This is a genomic window from Bacillus sp. SN32 (assembly GCF_002837495.1).
GTDB lineage: Bacteria > Bacillota > Bacilli > Bacillales > Bacillaceae > Bacillus > Bacillus subtilis.
Map to the genome: position 1 here is coordinate 1 of NZ_PJCT01000005.1, position 17,320 is coordinate 17,320.

Sequence of the window (17,320 nt, forward strand, 5' to 3'; positions counted from 1 at the left end):
CGAATAGCTGATGAACCGTTTTGTCTGTCGGCACAGGCAGCGCTTTGCCCTTCCATGCCTCAAGAAGCGCTTGCTTTTCTGTCTCGGTGACCAGTGACAGGCTGGAAAGCGGCTGGTTCGGGTTATCAGTAACAGCATCTAAAAGCTCCATCCAATATTGCTTCCATCGTTCAATCGTTTCCTGCTTAAACAGAGCTGTATTGTATTCGAGTACGAATGTAAGCCCTCCGTCGGTTTCGTCAGCCGTCAGCGTGAGGTCAAACTTGGCTGTTTTCCGTTCAAACGGATGCGGCTCAAGCTGAATCCCTTTCATTGTTAAATCCTTTATATTCGCATTTTGCATTGAAAAAACTGCATCGAATAACGGATTTCTGCTTGTGTCACGCTGAACCTGAACATTTCCGATCAAATCCTCAAGTGGGTAATCCTGCGCATCAAAAGCGCTGAGTGCCGTTTCTTTCACTTCGTTAAGATAGTTGGCAAACGTCTTTTCACCCTTCGGATACGTGCGCAGCGCCAATGTATTGACGAACATTCCGATGACGCGGCTGACGTCCGCTTGAGATCGTCCGGCCACAGGTGAACCGACGATGATATCGTCTTGCCCGCTAAGTTTTGATAAAAATGCACTGTATGAAGCCAGAAGCACCATGTAAAGCGTGGAATCCGTTTCTTTTGCAAGCCTGCGCAGAGCATCAGCTTTGCCTGCTTCTAATGAAAATGCAATGCGGTTTCCCTCAAATGTTTGAACGGCAGGCCGACTGTAATCAGTCGGAAGCGTCAGCACCGGCAGCTCTCCGTCCAGCTCCTTCAGCCAATGCTCTTCTTGCTTCTTGTAAAGCTCAGACTGAATGAACTGCTGCTGCCACACGGCATAATCCTTATATTGAATACGGAGCGGCTCAAGGGTTTCTCCGTCGTACAGCTTTGAAAGCTCCTCAATCAGCACACCGACAGATGCACCGTCAGAAATAATATGATGCATATCGAACAGCAACACATGCTCAGTGTCTGAATGCTTGATAAGCCCTATTCTGAACAGTGGAAGTTGGTCGATTTTGAAAGGCTTAATAAACTCAGAAACGATCCGCTCTGTCTCTTCTTCCGGGGCTTCGAAATAGGCTATCTCACACTCAGCCTCTTCCCAGATCCGCTGCACCGTTTCTCCATCTTTTATTTCAAACGTGGTTCTCAAGGCTTCATGACGCTGCATTAACTGCTGCATGACGCTGCTAAGCCTTTCAACATCAAGCTCACCTGTCAGGCGCAGAACCGCCGGCATGTTATAGCTCGTTTGCGCATCCTCAAGCTGCTGAAGCACGTACATCCGTTTTTGCGGTGAAGAAACAGGATACGTATCTTGTTTCTCTGCCGGGCTGATACTTGCGGCTGTCCCTTTTTCAGCAGAGGCAATCACCTGTGCTAAGCCCTCAACCGTCGGTGACTGGAAGAGATCCTTGAGTGACAGCTCAACGCCCAGTTCCTGATGAACCAAGGCAAGCATCTTCATGCCTGCTAATGAATGTCCGCCAATGTCAAAGAAGTGGTCATAAGCGCCGACTTGTTCAGCCTGAAGCACCTGTGCCCAAATGTCTGCGACTTTTTGTTCCGTTTCATTGCGTGGCGCAACATATGAAACACCTCTTGAAACGTTGGCATCAGGAATCGGCAGCGCTCTCCGGTCAATTTTTCCGTTCCCTGTCAGCGGCAGCTCGTCCATTTGGATAAACACCGCAGGAACCATATATGCCGGCAAGTCCTTCGCAGCATGCTCTCTCATCTCTTGTGATGAGATGTCTCCATCTCCGACATAGTAAGCGCAAAGCAGTTTATCTCCCGCTCCTTGATCAACGGCAAGCACAACACTTTCCTGAACACGATCATGGGTTTGCAGCTGATGTTCGATTTCTCCAAGCTCGATGCGCTGTCCGCGAATCTTCACCTGATGGTCGATTCGCCCGATAAATTCGATGTCGCCATTCGGCAGCCATCTCGCAAGGTCTCCCGTTTTATACATGCGTTCGCCGGATGTAAACGGATGGGGAACAAATTTCTCCTCAGTCAGTTCTGGACGGTTGTAATAGCCTTTCACGAGTCCTTCGCCACTGACGCAAAGCTCTCCGGCAATCCCGGCAGGCTGCACGTGTCCCGTACTGTCAAGAATGTATACTTCCGTATTGCTGACCGGTTTTCCAATCGGAACGGACAGCGTGTGCTCCTCCAATGCATCAACCGGATGATACGTCGCGAAAACCGTGCTTTCAGACGGTCCATACATGTGAAGGAGCTTGCCCTTTCCAACCGTTTGCAAAGCTTTTCTGACATGCTCAACCGAAGCCCGTTCCCCGCCAAACATAATCTTGCGAAGCGTTGACAAGCACGCCGGATTCAAGTCCACAAGCAAGTGGAACAAAGCGGTTGTAATCATGAGAATGCTGATGTTCTCCCGTTCAATGACACGGGACAGGCGAGCCATGTCCAAAACGGTTTCCTTCGGTATCAGCACCAGCTTGGCTCCGTTTAACAAAGATCCGAACATATCGAACATAAACGCGTCAAACACGTAATTGGAAAGACCGAGAATCGTATCCTGTTCTGTAATGCTGAGATAATTCGTTTCCTTCACCGTGCGGAGAATATTGGCATGTGTCACGATATTCCCCTTAGGTGTTCCAGTCGTTCCAGAGGTATACGTCAGGTTGGCCATTGCTTCAGAATCAAGAGGCAGTGTGAGATTGCGCGCATCGGCATGATAGCTCTCTTCCTCATCGGCTAGCACGATAACGCCCTTAAATTCCGCTTCTTCCGCTAAAGCCTTTAATTTCCTCTGAGTGAGAAGCACCTTTGCTCCGCTGTCACGGAAGAAATGCTGCATCCGCTGACTCGGATGTTCCGGATCAATCGGAACATAAGCCGAACCTGATTTTAATACTGCCAAGATCGACACAATCATATCCATTGACCGCTCGCATAAGACAGCCGCTGTCCTGCCTTCGCCAGCCCCAAGAGAAAGAATGCCGCGGGCTAAACGATTGGCCCGTTCATTCAGCTCACGATAAGTGAGTGATTCGCCTTCATATTGAAGCGCAGTGTGATCTGGCGTATTCGCCGCTTGCTCCTCAAACAGCTGAACAATTGTTTTGTCTTTCGGATAAGGTGTTCTGCCCGGGTTAAACTGCTGAATTTGCGAAGCAGCCGCCTTTTCAGAAAGAAGCTTATACTCAGAAATCGGCTTCTCCGGATCAGCCGCAGCATCTTCAAGCAAACGCGCAAAATACGTAAGCAGCCTGTTTGCCGTGCTTTGTTTAAACAGCTTCGTGCTATAATCCAAATCAAGCTCAATGCCTTCATCGATTTCTCTCGCCTGCACCGTCAAATCAAATTTGGCAATCTTGAAATTGGTCTCATGAACAGACAAGGACAGATCGCCGACAGCCGGAATGCCCTCTGTCGCGTTTTGAAGGCTGAACATCGTGTCAAACAGCGGATGCCTGCTAACATCACGCGGGATGTTCAAATCTTCAACAAGCCACTCAAACGGATAGTCCTGATGAGAAAAGGCATTCAGCACCCGTTTGCGGACACGCGAGATCAATTGGGTAAACGTCTCATCCTGCTTCACCTCACTGCGAATCGCAAGCGTATTGACAAACATCCCGATAATGCCCTCTGTATCGGAGTGATTTCTGCCCGCTGACGGTGTCCCGACAATGATGTCATCCTGTCCCGTATACTTTGACAAAAGCGTATAGTAAGCGGACAGCATCACCATATATAAAGTGGCGCCGTTTTGTTCAGCCAAACGATTGAGGCGATCCTTTACCCCCGCATCCAGCTTGATTGACACCCGATCCCCTTCAAAGCTTTGAACAGGCGGTCTTGGGTAATCGGACAGAAGTTGAAGCACCGGGAGCTCGCCTGCAAAGACTTCCTTCCAATAAGCCTGGTCCTTCTTGTACCCTTCAGCAGCCTGCCTGCTTTGCCATACAGCGTAGTCCTTATACTGGAGACGAAGTTCAGGAAGCTGTTCGCCTTTATAAATGCGTGCTAACTCCTCCAGCATAATGCCAATGGATACACCATCAGAAATCAAATGGTGCATGTCAAACAGCAGCATATGACGGTTCTCTTCAAGCCCCAGCAAACCGATTCTGAACAGCGGAGCTTTCGCTAAATCAAATTTCCGAACGAATGAAGCCATAATTGCCTCATCTGAGCGGCCGCCTCTTTCAATCATTTCGATGTTGAAATCAACGCTATCGTGAATGTTCTGTCTCGGCGTGCTGTTTTCAAGAACAAATGATGTTCTCAATGACTCGTGGCGTCGGATTAACCCCTGAAATGCGCGCTCCAGCTTTTGAATATCTAAAGGCCCTTCTAATATTGCTGCTGCCGGCATGTTGTAGCCGACTCCCGCATCCTCGAACTGGCTGACGATATATGTTCGCTGCTGTGCCAGGGAAAGCGGGTAATGCTCCTGTTTTTCAGCAGGTTCAATCACCGAAAATGCCCGGCTTTCTCTGTGATCAGCCTCCTCTGCAAGAGCCGCAATCGTCGGATGCTCAAACAAATATTGAAGCGGAATCTCGACGCCTGTTTGCTTATGAATCTTTGTTAAAAGGGTCATGGCTTTCAATGAATGCCCGCCAGTTTCAAAGAAATTGTCAAAGATCCCCGCCTTCTCAACATTCAGTACGTCCTGCCAAATGGCTGCGATTGCTTTTTCAGTCTCATTTCGCGGCGCTGTATAGGCAGTGCCGCTGACAGCCTTCACCTCTAGTGCAAACAGCTTGCGGCGGTCGACTTTGCCGCTTGGCGTAAGCGGAATTTCTGTCACTTCTGTAAAGTAAGCCGGCACCATATAGTCAGGAAGCTGTCTGGCCGCATGCGCCCTCAAGCCGGCTGGCGCAAATTCGCTTTCAGGCTTCTGCACAACATATGCGCAAACCTCAAGATTTCCCTGTTCGTCAGGGCGTGCCAAAACAACGGCTTTTGCAACGTCTGGCGCCTGCTGAATCACGGCTTCAATTTCCCCAAGCTCAATCCGGTATCCGCGGACTTTGACCTGGTCATCCTCTCTGCCTAAATATTCGATTGTTCCATCTGGAAGCCAGCGTACCACATCCCCGGTCCGGTACATGCGATCGCCCGGCACGAATGGATCTTGTAAAAACTTCTCTTCCGTTAATTCAGGCAAATGTAAATAGCCTCGGCCCACACCGTCTCCCGCGATATAAAGCTCGCCCGCCACGCCTTCAGGCTGCAGCCGGCCTTTTTGATCCAAAATATATAAGCGGTTATTCCCCAGCGCTTTCCCGATCGGCACATACGCTGATTGAACTGCATTCTCAGGGATAACCAGATGAACAGACGCGTCAACGCACGTTTCAGTCGGCCCGTACACATTGGTCAAACGCGGCGCTGTGCCGGCTTCTTTAAACAGCTTCAGCAGCTTGTCCGCAACAACAGATGACAGGCCTTCTCCTCCGATCAGCATGTGCTTCAGTTTTAGGCCTTCAAAATCGCCCGCTGCTACCAGCATTTGCAAATGAGCCGGTGTTCCATCCGTCGCCTCAATGCTGTTTCTCCGATAATATGCAGCAAGAGCGGCCCCGTTCGTCACTGTTTTCTTCGGTACGATATAAAGGGTTTGTCCCAAAAGAAGCGACGCGAAGATCTGCTTCACTGACGCATCGAAGTGGAACGGCGCAAGCAATGCCATCCGCAGGGTTTGGCTGCCGCTTTGATAAATCGTCTGCTGCAGAGATTCAACCAAATGATGAACCTGGCGATGCTCGATCATAACGCCTTTCGGGCGTCCGGTTGTTCCCGATGTGTAAATAATGTAGGCAAGGTTCCGTGCGTTCACATCTGCATTCAGGCTTTCTTCTGCACCTTCCGCAATCGCCTGATCTAAGTCAACCAGCTCAGCATCGGCTTCAGGCGCCGCAACCTTCGATTCAGTCAGGATGAAGTCCGCCCCGCAGTCCTCCAAAATATATTGAATGCGCTCAGCAGGAAAACCCGGATCAATCGGCACATAGGCTCCGCCGGCTTTTAAAATCCCCATGATAGCTGTAATCATCCGTTCAGAGCGTTCAATCAAAACCGCGACAGGACTGTCCGGGCCAACCCCTTTCTGTTTCAGCACATTGGCGATGCGTGCCGATTGTTCATGTAACGTTCGATAGGACAATGTACGATCTTCAAATACAACCGCCGGATGATCTGAAAGCTGCTCAGCCTTTTCTTGGAACAGTTCCGGGATCGTCATGTCCTTACGGTAGCTCACAGATTTACCGCCCGCCCTCGCAAGTAGCTTCTCTTTCTCCGCATCAGAAATCATCGTTAATTCATCAATTGTATGTTCTGGATGCGTTAACGCGTTCTCCAGCATTGTAATCATGCGCTCACAAATAATGTTGATTTCTTCACGTGAAAATAAATCAGTGCGGTAATCAAAATCTATGGTGAGTTTCCCAGTATCCCATCGATCCTTCACATGGATCGAGACATCATTTAATCCGCTTCCGCTGAAAATCGGCTCAGTCAAAAAGGCAAGATCCTCTTCTTTCTGCCACTGCATCACCTGATATTCAAGAGAAACAGTAAACAGCTTGGTCAGAGAGCTCTTTGTTTCACGCAAATCGTTGATCAGGAGATTATACGGGTACTTTTGGTGGCGGAGTGTCTTCATGAGATCCTTCATCCGGTCTTTGACAAATTCTAAAAACGCCTGCCCGCCGTCAATGTTTGTCCGAAGCGGAACCGTAGAAACAAACATGCCAAGCATCTGCTTCTCTTTAGCATTTGTCCGGTTGCCCATAAAGGTTCCCGTCACAACATCATTCTGGCCGCTGACCCTGTACAAGTAGGCGGCGAGCAACGATTGAAATACCGAAAGAACACTGACTTTATTCGCCTCACAAAATGACAGAATCTGCTGATGAAGCGCTTCAGGCACATCTTTAGAGAACCTCTCAGCATCTAAACTTCCTCCTGCGGAAGCATTCCGTTTCAGGGAAACAAGTTCAGGCACCGATTCAAATTGTTTGTTCCAAAACGCCTTGTCCTTTTCAAACCGCTTCGATTGAGCATAGTCCTGTTCAGATAAAACATGATCGATAAATGAATGCGAGATTCCTTCTTTTGTCTCTGAGCCGCTGGCTAATTCTAAATAAATGTGCATGATCGCATTCCCGAGAATATTCATGGAGATACCATCAGAAATCACGTGATGAACATTTGCGTAAAACCACACTTCATTTTCCTTTATGGTGAACAAGGAAAAACGAAATAAATCACAATCGTACAGCGGCAACGGTTTCTTCGTTTCCTCCCGGCTCCATTGTGAAATAAACTCTATCGCATTCGGATCTTCAGTAGTGTCAGTATGTTTTATATCAACAGGCCGATACTCGCTAATATATTGAACAGGCTCCCCGTTTTCATCTAGCCGCAACCGAAGGCGCATGGCTTCATTTCTGCGAATAAACTCTTGAATCGCCTGCTCAACAAGTACATAATCAATCGCATCAGCTGAAACCAGCTTACCAATCCCCGCAAGATTTGAAATGCTCGTGTGAGGATAAAATTTTTCTGTATACCAAATTCGTTTTTGTGCATCCGTTAAAGGGTAAAAAGTTATTTCCATATTGTCATACCTCCCCTAATCTTTATAAGCAGTGAACATGTGCAACGCATTTTCTCTTTCTTATCCATATCAGCTTTTAATTCTTATGAACTAACAGCCGAAATAGCCCAAAGTACTACACTTAAAAAGCAGAGCTTCCAAACAAAAAAACAGATTGCCGCTATTAAAACGGGCAGCCGTCAGTCAGCATTGCGGCGTTTAACATAAGTGGATAAAGACCGCAAGATCCCCTATCCTAATAGGAAACAATTTTGGCTATTTATTCATTGTTTTCAATATTTTTTATCTTACTACCGTTCACTTTAAATGAAAAAAATGTTTTTATCACCGAAAAATGGGTGAAAAGTTTCATGCGGGATGCCGAAAGATTCCAGTTTATTTACAGGGATATTTTTGCGGGATGCCGCAATCATTTCCACTAAACATTATTTACAGAAAAATAAAAATTTTTAAACCAAACTGCTGCGTTCAATCTTTTTTTATTGCTGAATGCAATTTACAATCTTTACATGACTATGTGTACCGCGCAAAAACCGAAAAAAAGGCAAAAAAAAGACACCCTTGCGAAGAGCGTCTTACAACGATTCTTTCATGACATTTTTGTCGATATCAATCAATTCCATATAGCCTTTCCCCCACTCATACATGGCTTCAAGAATAGGCATGAGGCTTTCTCCATGCGGGGTCAGAGAATACTCAACCTTCGGCGGGACAACCGGATACACTTCCCTGTGAACAATCATATCCTGCTCAAGCTCTCTCAGCTGATTCACGAGGATCTTCTGCGTAATATCAGGAATCAATGTTTTTAATTCATTGAACCGTTTTGTGCCTTCTTTTCCTAAATGCCATAAAATGAGCATCTTCCATTTACCGCCAATCACTGCAAGCGTTAATTCCTTCTCACAATTAAACCTTTTGTCGTCCATCCGGCTCAATAGAATCCCCCCTTAGTAACCTTTTTGTATGTTAGATACGTATCATCACTTACTTACTTTTTTGCAGACTCTTTTTTCATTATACTCACTCATAAAATCAAGCGAAAGAAATCTGATTGTCTCTCCTCACAGTATCCTCCAAGTAACTTGTTGACTTCAAAGTGCCTACTTCTCATCAAATAAGAGAACCTATAGAATGAAAAATAATTCGAAAAAGGGAGTGGATCAACAATGGAATTACAGCTTGCATTAGACCTCGTCAACATCCCGGAAGCCATTGAGCTCGTCAAAGAGGTAGAACAATACATCGACGTAGTTGAAATCGGAACACCGGTCGTCATTAATGAAGGCCTAAGAGCCGTTAAAGAAATAAAAGAAGCATTTCCTCAATTGAAGGTTCTTGCAGACCTGAAAATCATGGATGCCGGAGGCTACGAAATTATGAAAGCGTCGGAAGCAGGCGCTGACATCATCACCGTTTTAGGGGCTACAGACGATGCAACGATTAAAGGCGCAGCAGAAGAAGCCAAAAAACAAAAGAAGAAAATCTTAGTGGACATGATTAACGTGAAAGATATCGAATCCCGTGCGAAAGAAATTGACGCACTAGGCGTTGACTACATCTGCGTCCACACTGGCTATGATCTTCAAGCAGAGGGCAAAAACTCTTTCGAAGAATTAACGACAATCAAAAATACCGTAAAAAACGCAAAAACCGCAATCGCGGGCGGCATCAAACTTGATACACTGCCAGAAGTGATCAAGCAAAACCCTGACCTTGTCATTGTTGGGGGCGGAATTACAAGCGCAGCTGATAAGGCTGAAACAGCTTCAAAAATGAAGCAGCTGATTGTCCAAGGATAACTCCTATGAAAACGACTGAATACGTAGCGGAAATTCTCAATGAGTTACACAATTCAGTAGCTTATATTTCTAATGAAGAAGCTGACCAGCTTGCCGATCACATTCTTTCATCCCACCAAATTTTCACCGCGGGTGCGGGGCGGTCTGGCCTGATGGCAAAATCCTTCGCGATGAGACTGATGCACATGGGCTTCAACGCCCATATTGTAGGTGAGATTCTCACTCCGCCGCTCGCCAAAGGAGATCTAGTTATTATCGGCTCAGGATCAGGCGAGACAAAAAGCTTGATTCATACCGCAGCAAAAGCAAAAAGCTTACACGGAATTGTTGCCGCTTTAACCATCAATCCGGAATCAAGCATCGGAAAACAAGCGGACCTCATCATCAGAATGCCTGGTTCTCCTAAAGACCAGTCAAACGGAAGCTATAAAACCATTCAGCCAATGGGATCATTATTTGAACAAACTTTGCTGCTATTCTATGATGCAGTGATTTTAAAACTCATGGAGAAAAAAGGACTCGATTCTGAAACTATGTTCACTCACCACGCAAACCTTGAATAGCATCACACAACCGGCCTGAAGCTCAGGCCGGTTTTATTTTTTCTAAAATAAAACTTTAAACCCAAAAACCCGATAAGTAATATGACCTACAAATCATAAAGGGAGGAATTATGTTGATAAAACGACTTGAGATGAAGCTAGGAACTAAAATTCTTTGCCTCGTTTTCGTGGTGATTCTTTTGTTTTCGGCATCAGTTGGCACTGTGATGCTTAAGGAAATTACAGAAAGCATGAAACAAATGGCAACTGAAAAAGCGAAAGGTGATCTTGCTTTAAGCAGCACTTATATTGATGATGTCATGTCAGGCGACTGGCAGGTGAAAAACAATAAGCTCTATAAAGGGCAAACACAAATCAATGGAAATGAAGATATTGTTGATCTGCTTGGCGAAAAAACAGGTGATACCATTACCATTTTCCAAGGCGATACTCGTGTTGCAACCAATGTCATGAAAAATGGCGAAAGAGCTGTCGGCACCCAGGCTTCTTCTGAAGTTATTGCCGCTGTTTTAAAGAAAGGAAAGCGTTTTTACGGACAAGCAGATGTAGCAGGTTCTTCTTATCAGACTGCATACATGCCGTTAAAAGATCAAAATGGGAACATCATCGGCATGCTGTATACCGGAGCTAATCAAAGCATTTTAACATCACTTACACAATCACTTTTCACTCAATTCGCTATCGTTCTTGTTATCGTGATTATGGTATCAGTCATCCTTGTCTTGGTTTTCACCAGAAAAATCAACAAGCGGCTGAACGCTTTAAAAAGCGCCTTTGAAAGTGCCGGAAACGGAGATATGACAATAGAGGTGTCAGACAAAACCGGTGACGAGCTATCAGAACTAAGCGTCTATTATAATAAGATGAGAATGAAGCTGAACGATACCATACAAACCGTACAACAATCAGCCCTTCAGCTTGCGTCAGCCTCTCAGCAGCTCTCAGCCGGAGCAGAGGAAACAAATCAAGCTTCAGAAAAGATCACAGAAGCTGTACAGCAGATTGCAAATGGAGCCCAAGATCAGATCACCCGAATTGAAAACAGTGAAAGCTCATTAAAACAAGCTTCAGCAGACATCCGGGATATTTCTGCAAATACTGCCGCTATCGCTGACAAAGGGCAGCTCGCGCAATCAAAAGCAGACATTGGGCAAAAGGAAATTGCAAATGTACAGGCGCAAATGGATGCGATTCACCAGTCAATTCAGAAAAGCGGAGAAATCATACACCAGTTAGACGGCCGCTCTAAACAAATTGAGCAAATTTTATCGGTCATCACCCAAATTGCCGATCAGACAAACCTGCTTGCGCTGAATGCAGCGATTGAAGCTGCCAGAGCCGGTGAACAAGGAAAAGGCTTTGCTGTTGTTGCTGATGAAGTACGGAAATTAGCAGAAGAGTCTCAACAGTCTGCGGGGCAGATTTCAAAACTGATCATAGAAATACAAAAGGATATGAACCGGTCTGCAAGATCTGTTGAGCATGTGAAAACAGAAGCTGCAGAAGGGGTCACCATGATCCAGCGCACCAGAGATGCATTTAAGGAAATTGCAGCTGCAACAGGTGAAATCAGCGCCGAGATTAGTGATTTATCAGCATCTGTAACAAACATTTCAGCCAGTGCACATCATATAAATGATTCCTTTGCAGCCAATACGGCCGACATTAAAGAATCTACTAAAAATACCCGGCAAGCGGCTGCATTAACAGAGGAGCAATTTGCTGCAATGGAGGAGATTACCGCAGCTTCTGAAACACTTTCTCAATTAGCTGAGGAGCTTACCGGTATCATAAGCCAATTTAAAATGATTAATCAAGCCGAAAACGGCTGATGACTTACTATCATTATTGTAAATTGGCAATCGTATTTTGCTGAAAACAAATATTTCGACCTGCTAAAATTACGATTTTTGCAATAAACTGAGCGTAAAACATAAAATTTAAACCTTTACACCAAATGCTTTCTGGATTACTCTTGTGTCAGTTTTAAAAGCGGGAGGTGAACATCACGACGGACATCATAAAAACAATACTTCTCGTCATCGTCATAATAGCAGCTGCAGCTGCCGGCCTGATAAAAGGAGACTTTTTCTCAGCTGATCAAAAAACGTCTCAAACGAAAGAATATGATGAAACAATCTCCTTCCCTTCTGACCGTTATCCCGAAACGGCCAAGCATATTAAGGATGCGATAAATGAAGGGCACTCAGAGGTGTGCACTATCGACAGAGACGGAGCTGAGGAACGCCGCGAGCAATCATTAAAGGACGTACCTTCCAAAAAGGGGTATGACAGAGATGAATGGCCAATGGCCATGTGCAAAGAAGGCGGTGAGGGAGCTTCTGTAGAATACATTTCTCCCGCTGACAACCGCGGAGCAGGCTCTTGGGTCGGACATCAGCTTACCGATTACCCAGACGGCACAAAGGTTTTATTCACAATTCAGTAAACAGTACATAGAGGAGGAACAGCACATTGATCAAATCATGGAAGCCGCAAGAACTTTCGATTTCATATCATCAATTTACTGTATTTCAAAAGGATTCTACACCTCCTGTAATGGATTGGACTGACGAAGCGATTGAAAAAGGATATGCTGCGGCAGACGGAGCCATTTCCTTTGAGGCACAGCGAAATACAAAGGCCTTTATTCTTTTGCGCCTGAACAGTTCAGAAACAGTAAACTCCTACGAAACAAAAGTGACTGTTCCTTTTCATGTCACAGAAAACGGAATTCATATTGAAAGCATCATGTCTAAAAGACTGTCCTTTGATCTGCCTAAAGGAGACTATCAATTGACATGCTGGACTGTGCCGGCTGAAATGTCAGATTTGCACGCCGACACTTATATTATTGATGCTGTTTCTGTGTAATGAAAAACCCCTGAGAGAATAACTCTCAGGGACTCTTTATAAACTTTCTCCGTTTGTCTTGATGACATCTTGATACCAATAAAAGCTTTTTTTCTTCAAGCGTTTTAAATCGTATGTGCTTTCTTCATCACGATTGACATATACAAATCCGTATCTTTTTTGGTAGCCGTTCAGCCAGCTTAACAGATCAGTAAACGACCAGCTGCAATAGCCGATTAAATCGACACCGTCACTGATGGATTGTCTGCATTGCTCAAGATGCGAACGCAAATAATCAATTCGATAATCATCCTGTACAGTGCCGTTCTCAACTTTATCAAATTCACCCAAACCGTTCTCTGTTATAAACACTGGAAGCTGATAGCGGCTTGTAATTCGGCGAAGACCGATACGCAGCCCAATTGGGTCAATTGTCCAATCCCAGTTGCTCGTTGTCAGATGCGGATTTTTTTTCGTTTTGAACACTCCGGGTATCCCCGTCTCCTGATTGGTTCCCTTTTGGCCTGTCGTATTCATTTTCCCTTCTGACACACCATCAAGCGGATTTCGTTCATAGGTGATCGTCTGATAATAATTGACACCTATAAAATCAGGCTTCCCTTTGGCAAGCAGCTCCATATCTCCTGCTTCGATTGTCGGCGCCCATCCCTGTTTTTCCAAGTAGCGGAATGGAATTTGCGGGTAGGTTCCCCAGCAATACATGTCAAGCCACCAATTGTTCGTAAATTCTTCGGCGTTTTCAAATGCCAGTATATCCTCTGGATGGCTTGATAAAGGGTAGGCCGGAGAATAAGCAAAGCTAGGACCTATTTTGCCTTCAGGCACATATTCTCTAAATGATTCGATGGCTTTTGCATTAGCCAGAAACGCAATATGGTTTGCTTCGTAAAATCGTTTTCTGTCTTTCACTCCAGGCGGATGCATGGCTGTAATAAATCCGTGATTAAAATTGTAGTTCTGTTCGTTTAACGTAACCCAATATTTCACCCTGTCTCCAAAACGTTTATAAAGAGTAATACAGTAGTGATTAAAATCCTCTATGATGTTTCTGGATTCAAACCCGCCGTATTCGTCCATAAGCGCTTGAGGCAAATCCCAGTGATATAAAGTCAGAACCGGCTCGATGTGATGAGAAAGCAATTCATCAATCAGTCTATCGTAAAACGCTAGACCTGCTTCATTGATCTCTCCTTTTCCTTTTGGAAAAACCCGTGGCCAGCTGACGGAAAATCGATACGCTTTTAACCCCATCTCAGCCATCAGAGCGACATCTTCTTTAAATCGGTGATAATGGTCAACCGCAATGTCGCCATTGGTTCCTTTAAACGTTTTGCCCGGTATTTTCGTAAACACATCCCAAACAGAAGGGCCTTTGCCATCTTCATTCCAAGCGCCTTCAATCTGGTACGCTGCAGAAGCAGAGCCCCACAAAAAATGTTTCGGAAAAGATTCTGGATGCTGGTGGATCATAGTGTTTATCACTCCTGAATTATTGATAAACCTATCATAGGCTATGAAACGCGTTTCATATCAACTCGATGTTAGTCGCGGAACAGCTCAGCTAATATTGCCTACCTGTAAATAACGCAAAAGCACCCAATTCCCATTGGATGCTTACCATTTTAATGTCTTTTTTCAAATTTATGCGGATGAGGATGGTGCTTCGGAACAAAGCCGTTTTGTTTCATCATTTCAAAGTGTTTGTCCAAGTGATTTTTGATGTGTTCTCCTCTTTCTTTAGGCAGGATACCGTATTGTACATACTTTGAGATCACGTCTTTGCGCTTTTTAAGAATCTCTGCTTCCAGTTGTTCAATCTCTTTCTTTTGCTGATCTGTCAGTGTAACATTTGCGGGAGGCTGCTGCTGTTTTTCAGCGGCCTCAGCTGTACCGGTCAGAGAAATGACAGCCGCTGCAATGAACATTGTGATGATGTTGATGGTTATTCGTTTCATCCAGTTTATTCCTCCAATCCTATTTTTCATATGTTTTGCTGCCTTGTATTTTTTATGCATAAAAATAAAAAGAGCGAACCATTATTCGCTCTTTCTAATCTCTTCGTCAGCATTAAGTTCTTCTTCACCTGGTGTCGCATAAGTGACATATGTTCCCGCGATTAAATCATGCAGGGTCCGTTTGTCTTCTCGTACTGCAATCAGAATCAGGCTGGCGATCAAGCCGAGTCCGAAGGTTATACAGTAAACCAGGCCGGCTACAATAACCCGTAAAAACATTGTTAACAGACTGACCTGTGATCCGTCTTTTTTTACGATTCTGATTCCGCAGATCCTTTTTCCGATAAGATAACCGCGCCAAAACACCGGCAGCAAAATAGAATACAGCAGAACAACCAAACTGATGAACATGCTGTCGTTTGGGTCTTTTCCTGTAATCAGCCAATAGATCAGCAAAAGCGGCACGGAGACTATAATATAGTCTAACAATGCAGCTCCAAGTCTGATCCAAAATCCGGCTGGTTTGTAAATATTCATTTGACTCCCCCATTATGGTTTAAATGTTTCCGTTTTCTTTCTCATCGAATATATCATATGCCTTAGGGGCATCAGCAAGACTTTAATTTATTCTGAAGATCGATTTCATGCTTCTTGACCATTTCTTCCGGTATTGGCATAGATGAGTGACGGGTCTGCTGCATCCTTCACGTCCACATGTGTTTCCTTGGTACGTCGGGCATTCATCCTTGGACAACTCCTTTGTTCATCACCAATTCCCTTCATAGCCGCTATTAAACACCCACTATGCCTTTTGTATACACAATTCGAACTTTTTGAAAACGCGATCAACATATTGCAACCCCTTATGTTCAATGCTATCTTTTTAGTTGATTAACAGATTGGGGGAACTATAGGTGAAATCATTCATGCATTCCAAAGCCGTTATATTCAGTTTCACAATGGCTTTCTTTCTTATATTGGCAGCCTGTTCCGGCAAAAATGAAGCCGATTCCAAGGATACAGGCTGGGAGCAAATCAAGGACAAAGGGAAAATCGTAGTCGCTACATCAGGTACGCTTTATCCCACTTCTTATCATGATACCGACTCTGGCTCCGATAAGCTGACGGGCTACGAGGTTGAAGTCGTTCGTGAAGCGGCAAAACGCCTGGGACTGAAGGTTGAGTTCAAGGAGATGGGCATTGACGGGATGCTGACAGCGGTGAACAGCGGACAGGTTGACGCAGCCGCGAATGACATCGATGTGACGAAGGACCGCGAGAAGAAGTTCGCATTTTCTACTCCATATAAATATTCATACGGTACGGCAATTGTCCGAAAAGACGATTTATCAGGGATTAAAACGCTTAATGATTTAAAAGGGAAGAAAGCGGCTGGCGCGGCTACAACCGTCTACATGGAGGTCGCGAGAAAATACGGCGCCAAAGAAGTGATTTATGATAATGCGACGAATGAGCAATATTTAAAAGATGTTGCCAACGGACGCACTGACGTCATTTTAAACGACTATTACCTGCAGACACTTGCGCTCGCGGCATTCCCGGATCTCAACATTACAATTCATCCTGACATCAAGTACATGCCGAACAAACAGGCCCTTGTCATGAAAAAAAGCAATGAGGCACTTCAGAAAAAGATGAACGAAGCATTGAAAGAGATGAGCAAGGATGGCTCTTTGACTAAACTGTCGAAACAATTCTTCAATAAAGCAGATGTATCAAAAAAAATTGATGCCGACGTTCAGGACGTTGATTTATAATCGGACGCCATGATCAATAGCATTCAATGGGAATATATTTTCAACACGAAGCTGGCTATTGAATCGTTCCCTTATGTCATAAAAGGCATTGGGTATACACTGCTCATCTCTTTTGTAAGCATGTTTGCGGGAACTGTGATCGGCCTGTTCATATCACTCGCCAGAATGTCTAAGCTTGCTTTGTTAAGATGGCCGGCGAAGCTCTATATCTCATTTATGCGGGGCGTTCCGATTTTAGTGATTTTGTTTATCCTTTATTTCGGGTTTCCTTATATCGGCATTCAATTTTCCGCTGTCACGGCTGCTTTAATCGGCTTTAGCCTTAACAGCGCCGCCTACATTGCGGAAATTAACCGTTCAGCCATTTCATCCGTCGAAAAAGGACAGTGGGAAGCCGCATCCTCGCTGGGTCTTTCATATTGGCAGACGATGAGGGGCATCATTTTGCCGCAATCGATACGTATTGCGCTGCCTCCGCTTGCCAATGTATTGCTCGACTTAATCAAGGCGTCATCTCTCGCTGCGATGATTACAGTGCCGGAATTGCTCCAGCATGCGAAAATCATCGGGGGCAGAGAGTTTGATTATATGACCATGTATATTCTGACCGCTCTCATTTATTGGGCCATCTGCTCCATTGCCGCGGTCTTTCAGAATATCCTTGAGAAAAAATACGCTCATTATGTTTAAACAA

At 45.1% G+C, this 17,320-nt stretch carries 12 protein-coding genes and 1 pseudogene; 7 read left to right on the forward strand and 6 right to left on the reverse strand.

All coding sequences use genetic code 11. The features are described 5' to 3' along the window. Positions 1–7,654, reverse strand: a 7,654-nt coding sequence (gene srfAA, locus CW370_RS17200; RefSeq protein WP_101169849.1) for a surfactin non-ribosomal peptide synthetase SrfAA, incomplete at its 3' end; no start/stop codon positions are given. Between the two features lie 575 nt (positions 7,655–8,229). Next, a complete protein-coding gene (hxlR, locus tag CW370_RS17205) occupies positions 8,230–8,592 on the reverse strand; it encodes a transcriptional activator HxlR (protein WP_003246265.1) in 363 nt (120 codons plus the stop codon). 231 nt (positions 8,593–8,823) lie between these two features. On the opposite strand from hxlR, the gene hxlA reads away from it, so the two are divergent. From hxlA to nin, 5 genes are all read left to right on the forward strand, one after another. Beyond that, on the forward strand, positions 8,824–9,456 hold the full coding sequence (gene hxlA / locus CW370_RS17210) for a 3-hexulose-6-phosphate synthase (RefSeq protein WP_101169850.1): 633 nt from the start codon (positions 8,824–8,826) through the stop codon (positions 9,454–9,456). A gap of 5 nt (positions 9,457–9,461) precedes the next feature. Beyond that, a complete protein-coding gene (hxlB, locus tag CW370_RS17215; RefSeq protein ID WP_086343442.1) occupies positions 9,462–10,019 on the forward strand; it encodes a 6-phospho-3-hexuloisomerase in 558 nt (185 codons plus the stop codon). Positions 10,020–10,129: 110 nt separating this feature from the next. Further along, positions 10,130–11,851 carry a methyl-accepting chemotaxis protein TlpC gene (tlpC, locus tag CW370_RS17220; RefSeq protein ID WP_029946260.1) on the forward strand — a complete coding sequence of 574 codons (1,722 nt, stop codon included), beginning with the start codon at positions 10,130–10,132 and terminating at the stop codon, positions 11,849–11,851. A gap of 167 nt (positions 11,852–12,018) precedes the next feature. Then, positions 12,019–12,468, forward strand: coding sequence for a DNA-entry nuclease (gene nucA, locus CW370_RS17225; protein WP_024572180.1), 450 nt, complete (start codon positions 12,019–12,021; stop codon positions 12,466–12,468). A gap of 26 nt (positions 12,469–12,494) precedes the next feature. Beyond that, the gene (nin, locus tag CW370_RS17230; protein ID WP_015252845.1) at positions 12,495–12,893 is read left to right on the forward strand and encodes a DNA-entry nuclease inhibitor; all 399 of its coding nucleotides are present in this window, start codon (positions 12,495–12,497) and stop codon (positions 12,891–12,893) included. Between the two features lie 36 nt (positions 12,894–12,929). Here nin and bglC read toward each other — a convergent pair whose 3' ends face one another. From bglC to CW370_RS21345, 4 genes and pseudogenes are all read right to left on the reverse strand, one after another. Beyond that, complete coding sequence (bglC, locus tag CW370_RS17235) at positions 12,930–14,363, reverse strand: 6-phospho-beta-glucosidase (protein ID WP_024572179.1); 1,434 nt, start codon at positions 14,361–14,363, stop codon at positions 12,930–12,932. Positions 14,364–14,515: 152 nt separating this feature from the next. Then, positions 14,516–14,848, reverse strand: coding sequence for a YckD family protein (locus CW370_RS17240; protein WP_015252849.1), 333 nt, complete (start codon positions 14,846–14,848; stop codon positions 14,516–14,518). Positions 14,849–14,929: 81 nt separating this feature from the next. Further along, positions 14,930–15,385 carry an RDD family protein gene (locus CW370_RS17245; RefSeq protein WP_024572178.1) on the reverse strand — a complete coding sequence of 152 codons (456 nt, stop codon included), beginning with the start codon at positions 15,383–15,385 and terminating at the stop codon, positions 14,930–14,932. Between the two features lie 19 nt (positions 15,386–15,404). Beyond that, positions 15,405–15,602, reverse strand: a pseudogene (locus tag CW370_RS21345) (hypothetical protein). A gap of 160 nt (positions 15,603–15,762) precedes the next feature. On the opposite strand from CW370_RS21345, the gene CW370_RS17255 reads away from it, so the two are divergent. Together CW370_RS17255 and CW370_RS17260 are read left to right on the forward strand one after the other, a co-directional pair. Then, the gene (locus CW370_RS17255; RefSeq protein ID WP_024572177.1) at positions 15,763–16,626 is read left to right on the forward strand and encodes a transporter substrate-binding domain-containing protein; all 864 of its coding nucleotides are present in this window, start codon (positions 15,763–15,765) and stop codon (positions 16,624–16,626) included. A 9-nt stretch (positions 16,627–16,635) separates the two neighbouring features. Next, positions 16,636–17,316 carry an amino acid ABC transporter permease gene (locus CW370_RS17260; RefSeq protein WP_024572176.1) on the forward strand — a complete coding sequence of 227 codons (681 nt, stop codon included), beginning with the start codon at positions 16,636–16,638 and terminating at the stop codon, positions 17,314–17,316. The last annotated feature ends 4 nt before the right edge of the window (positions 17,317–17,320 follow it).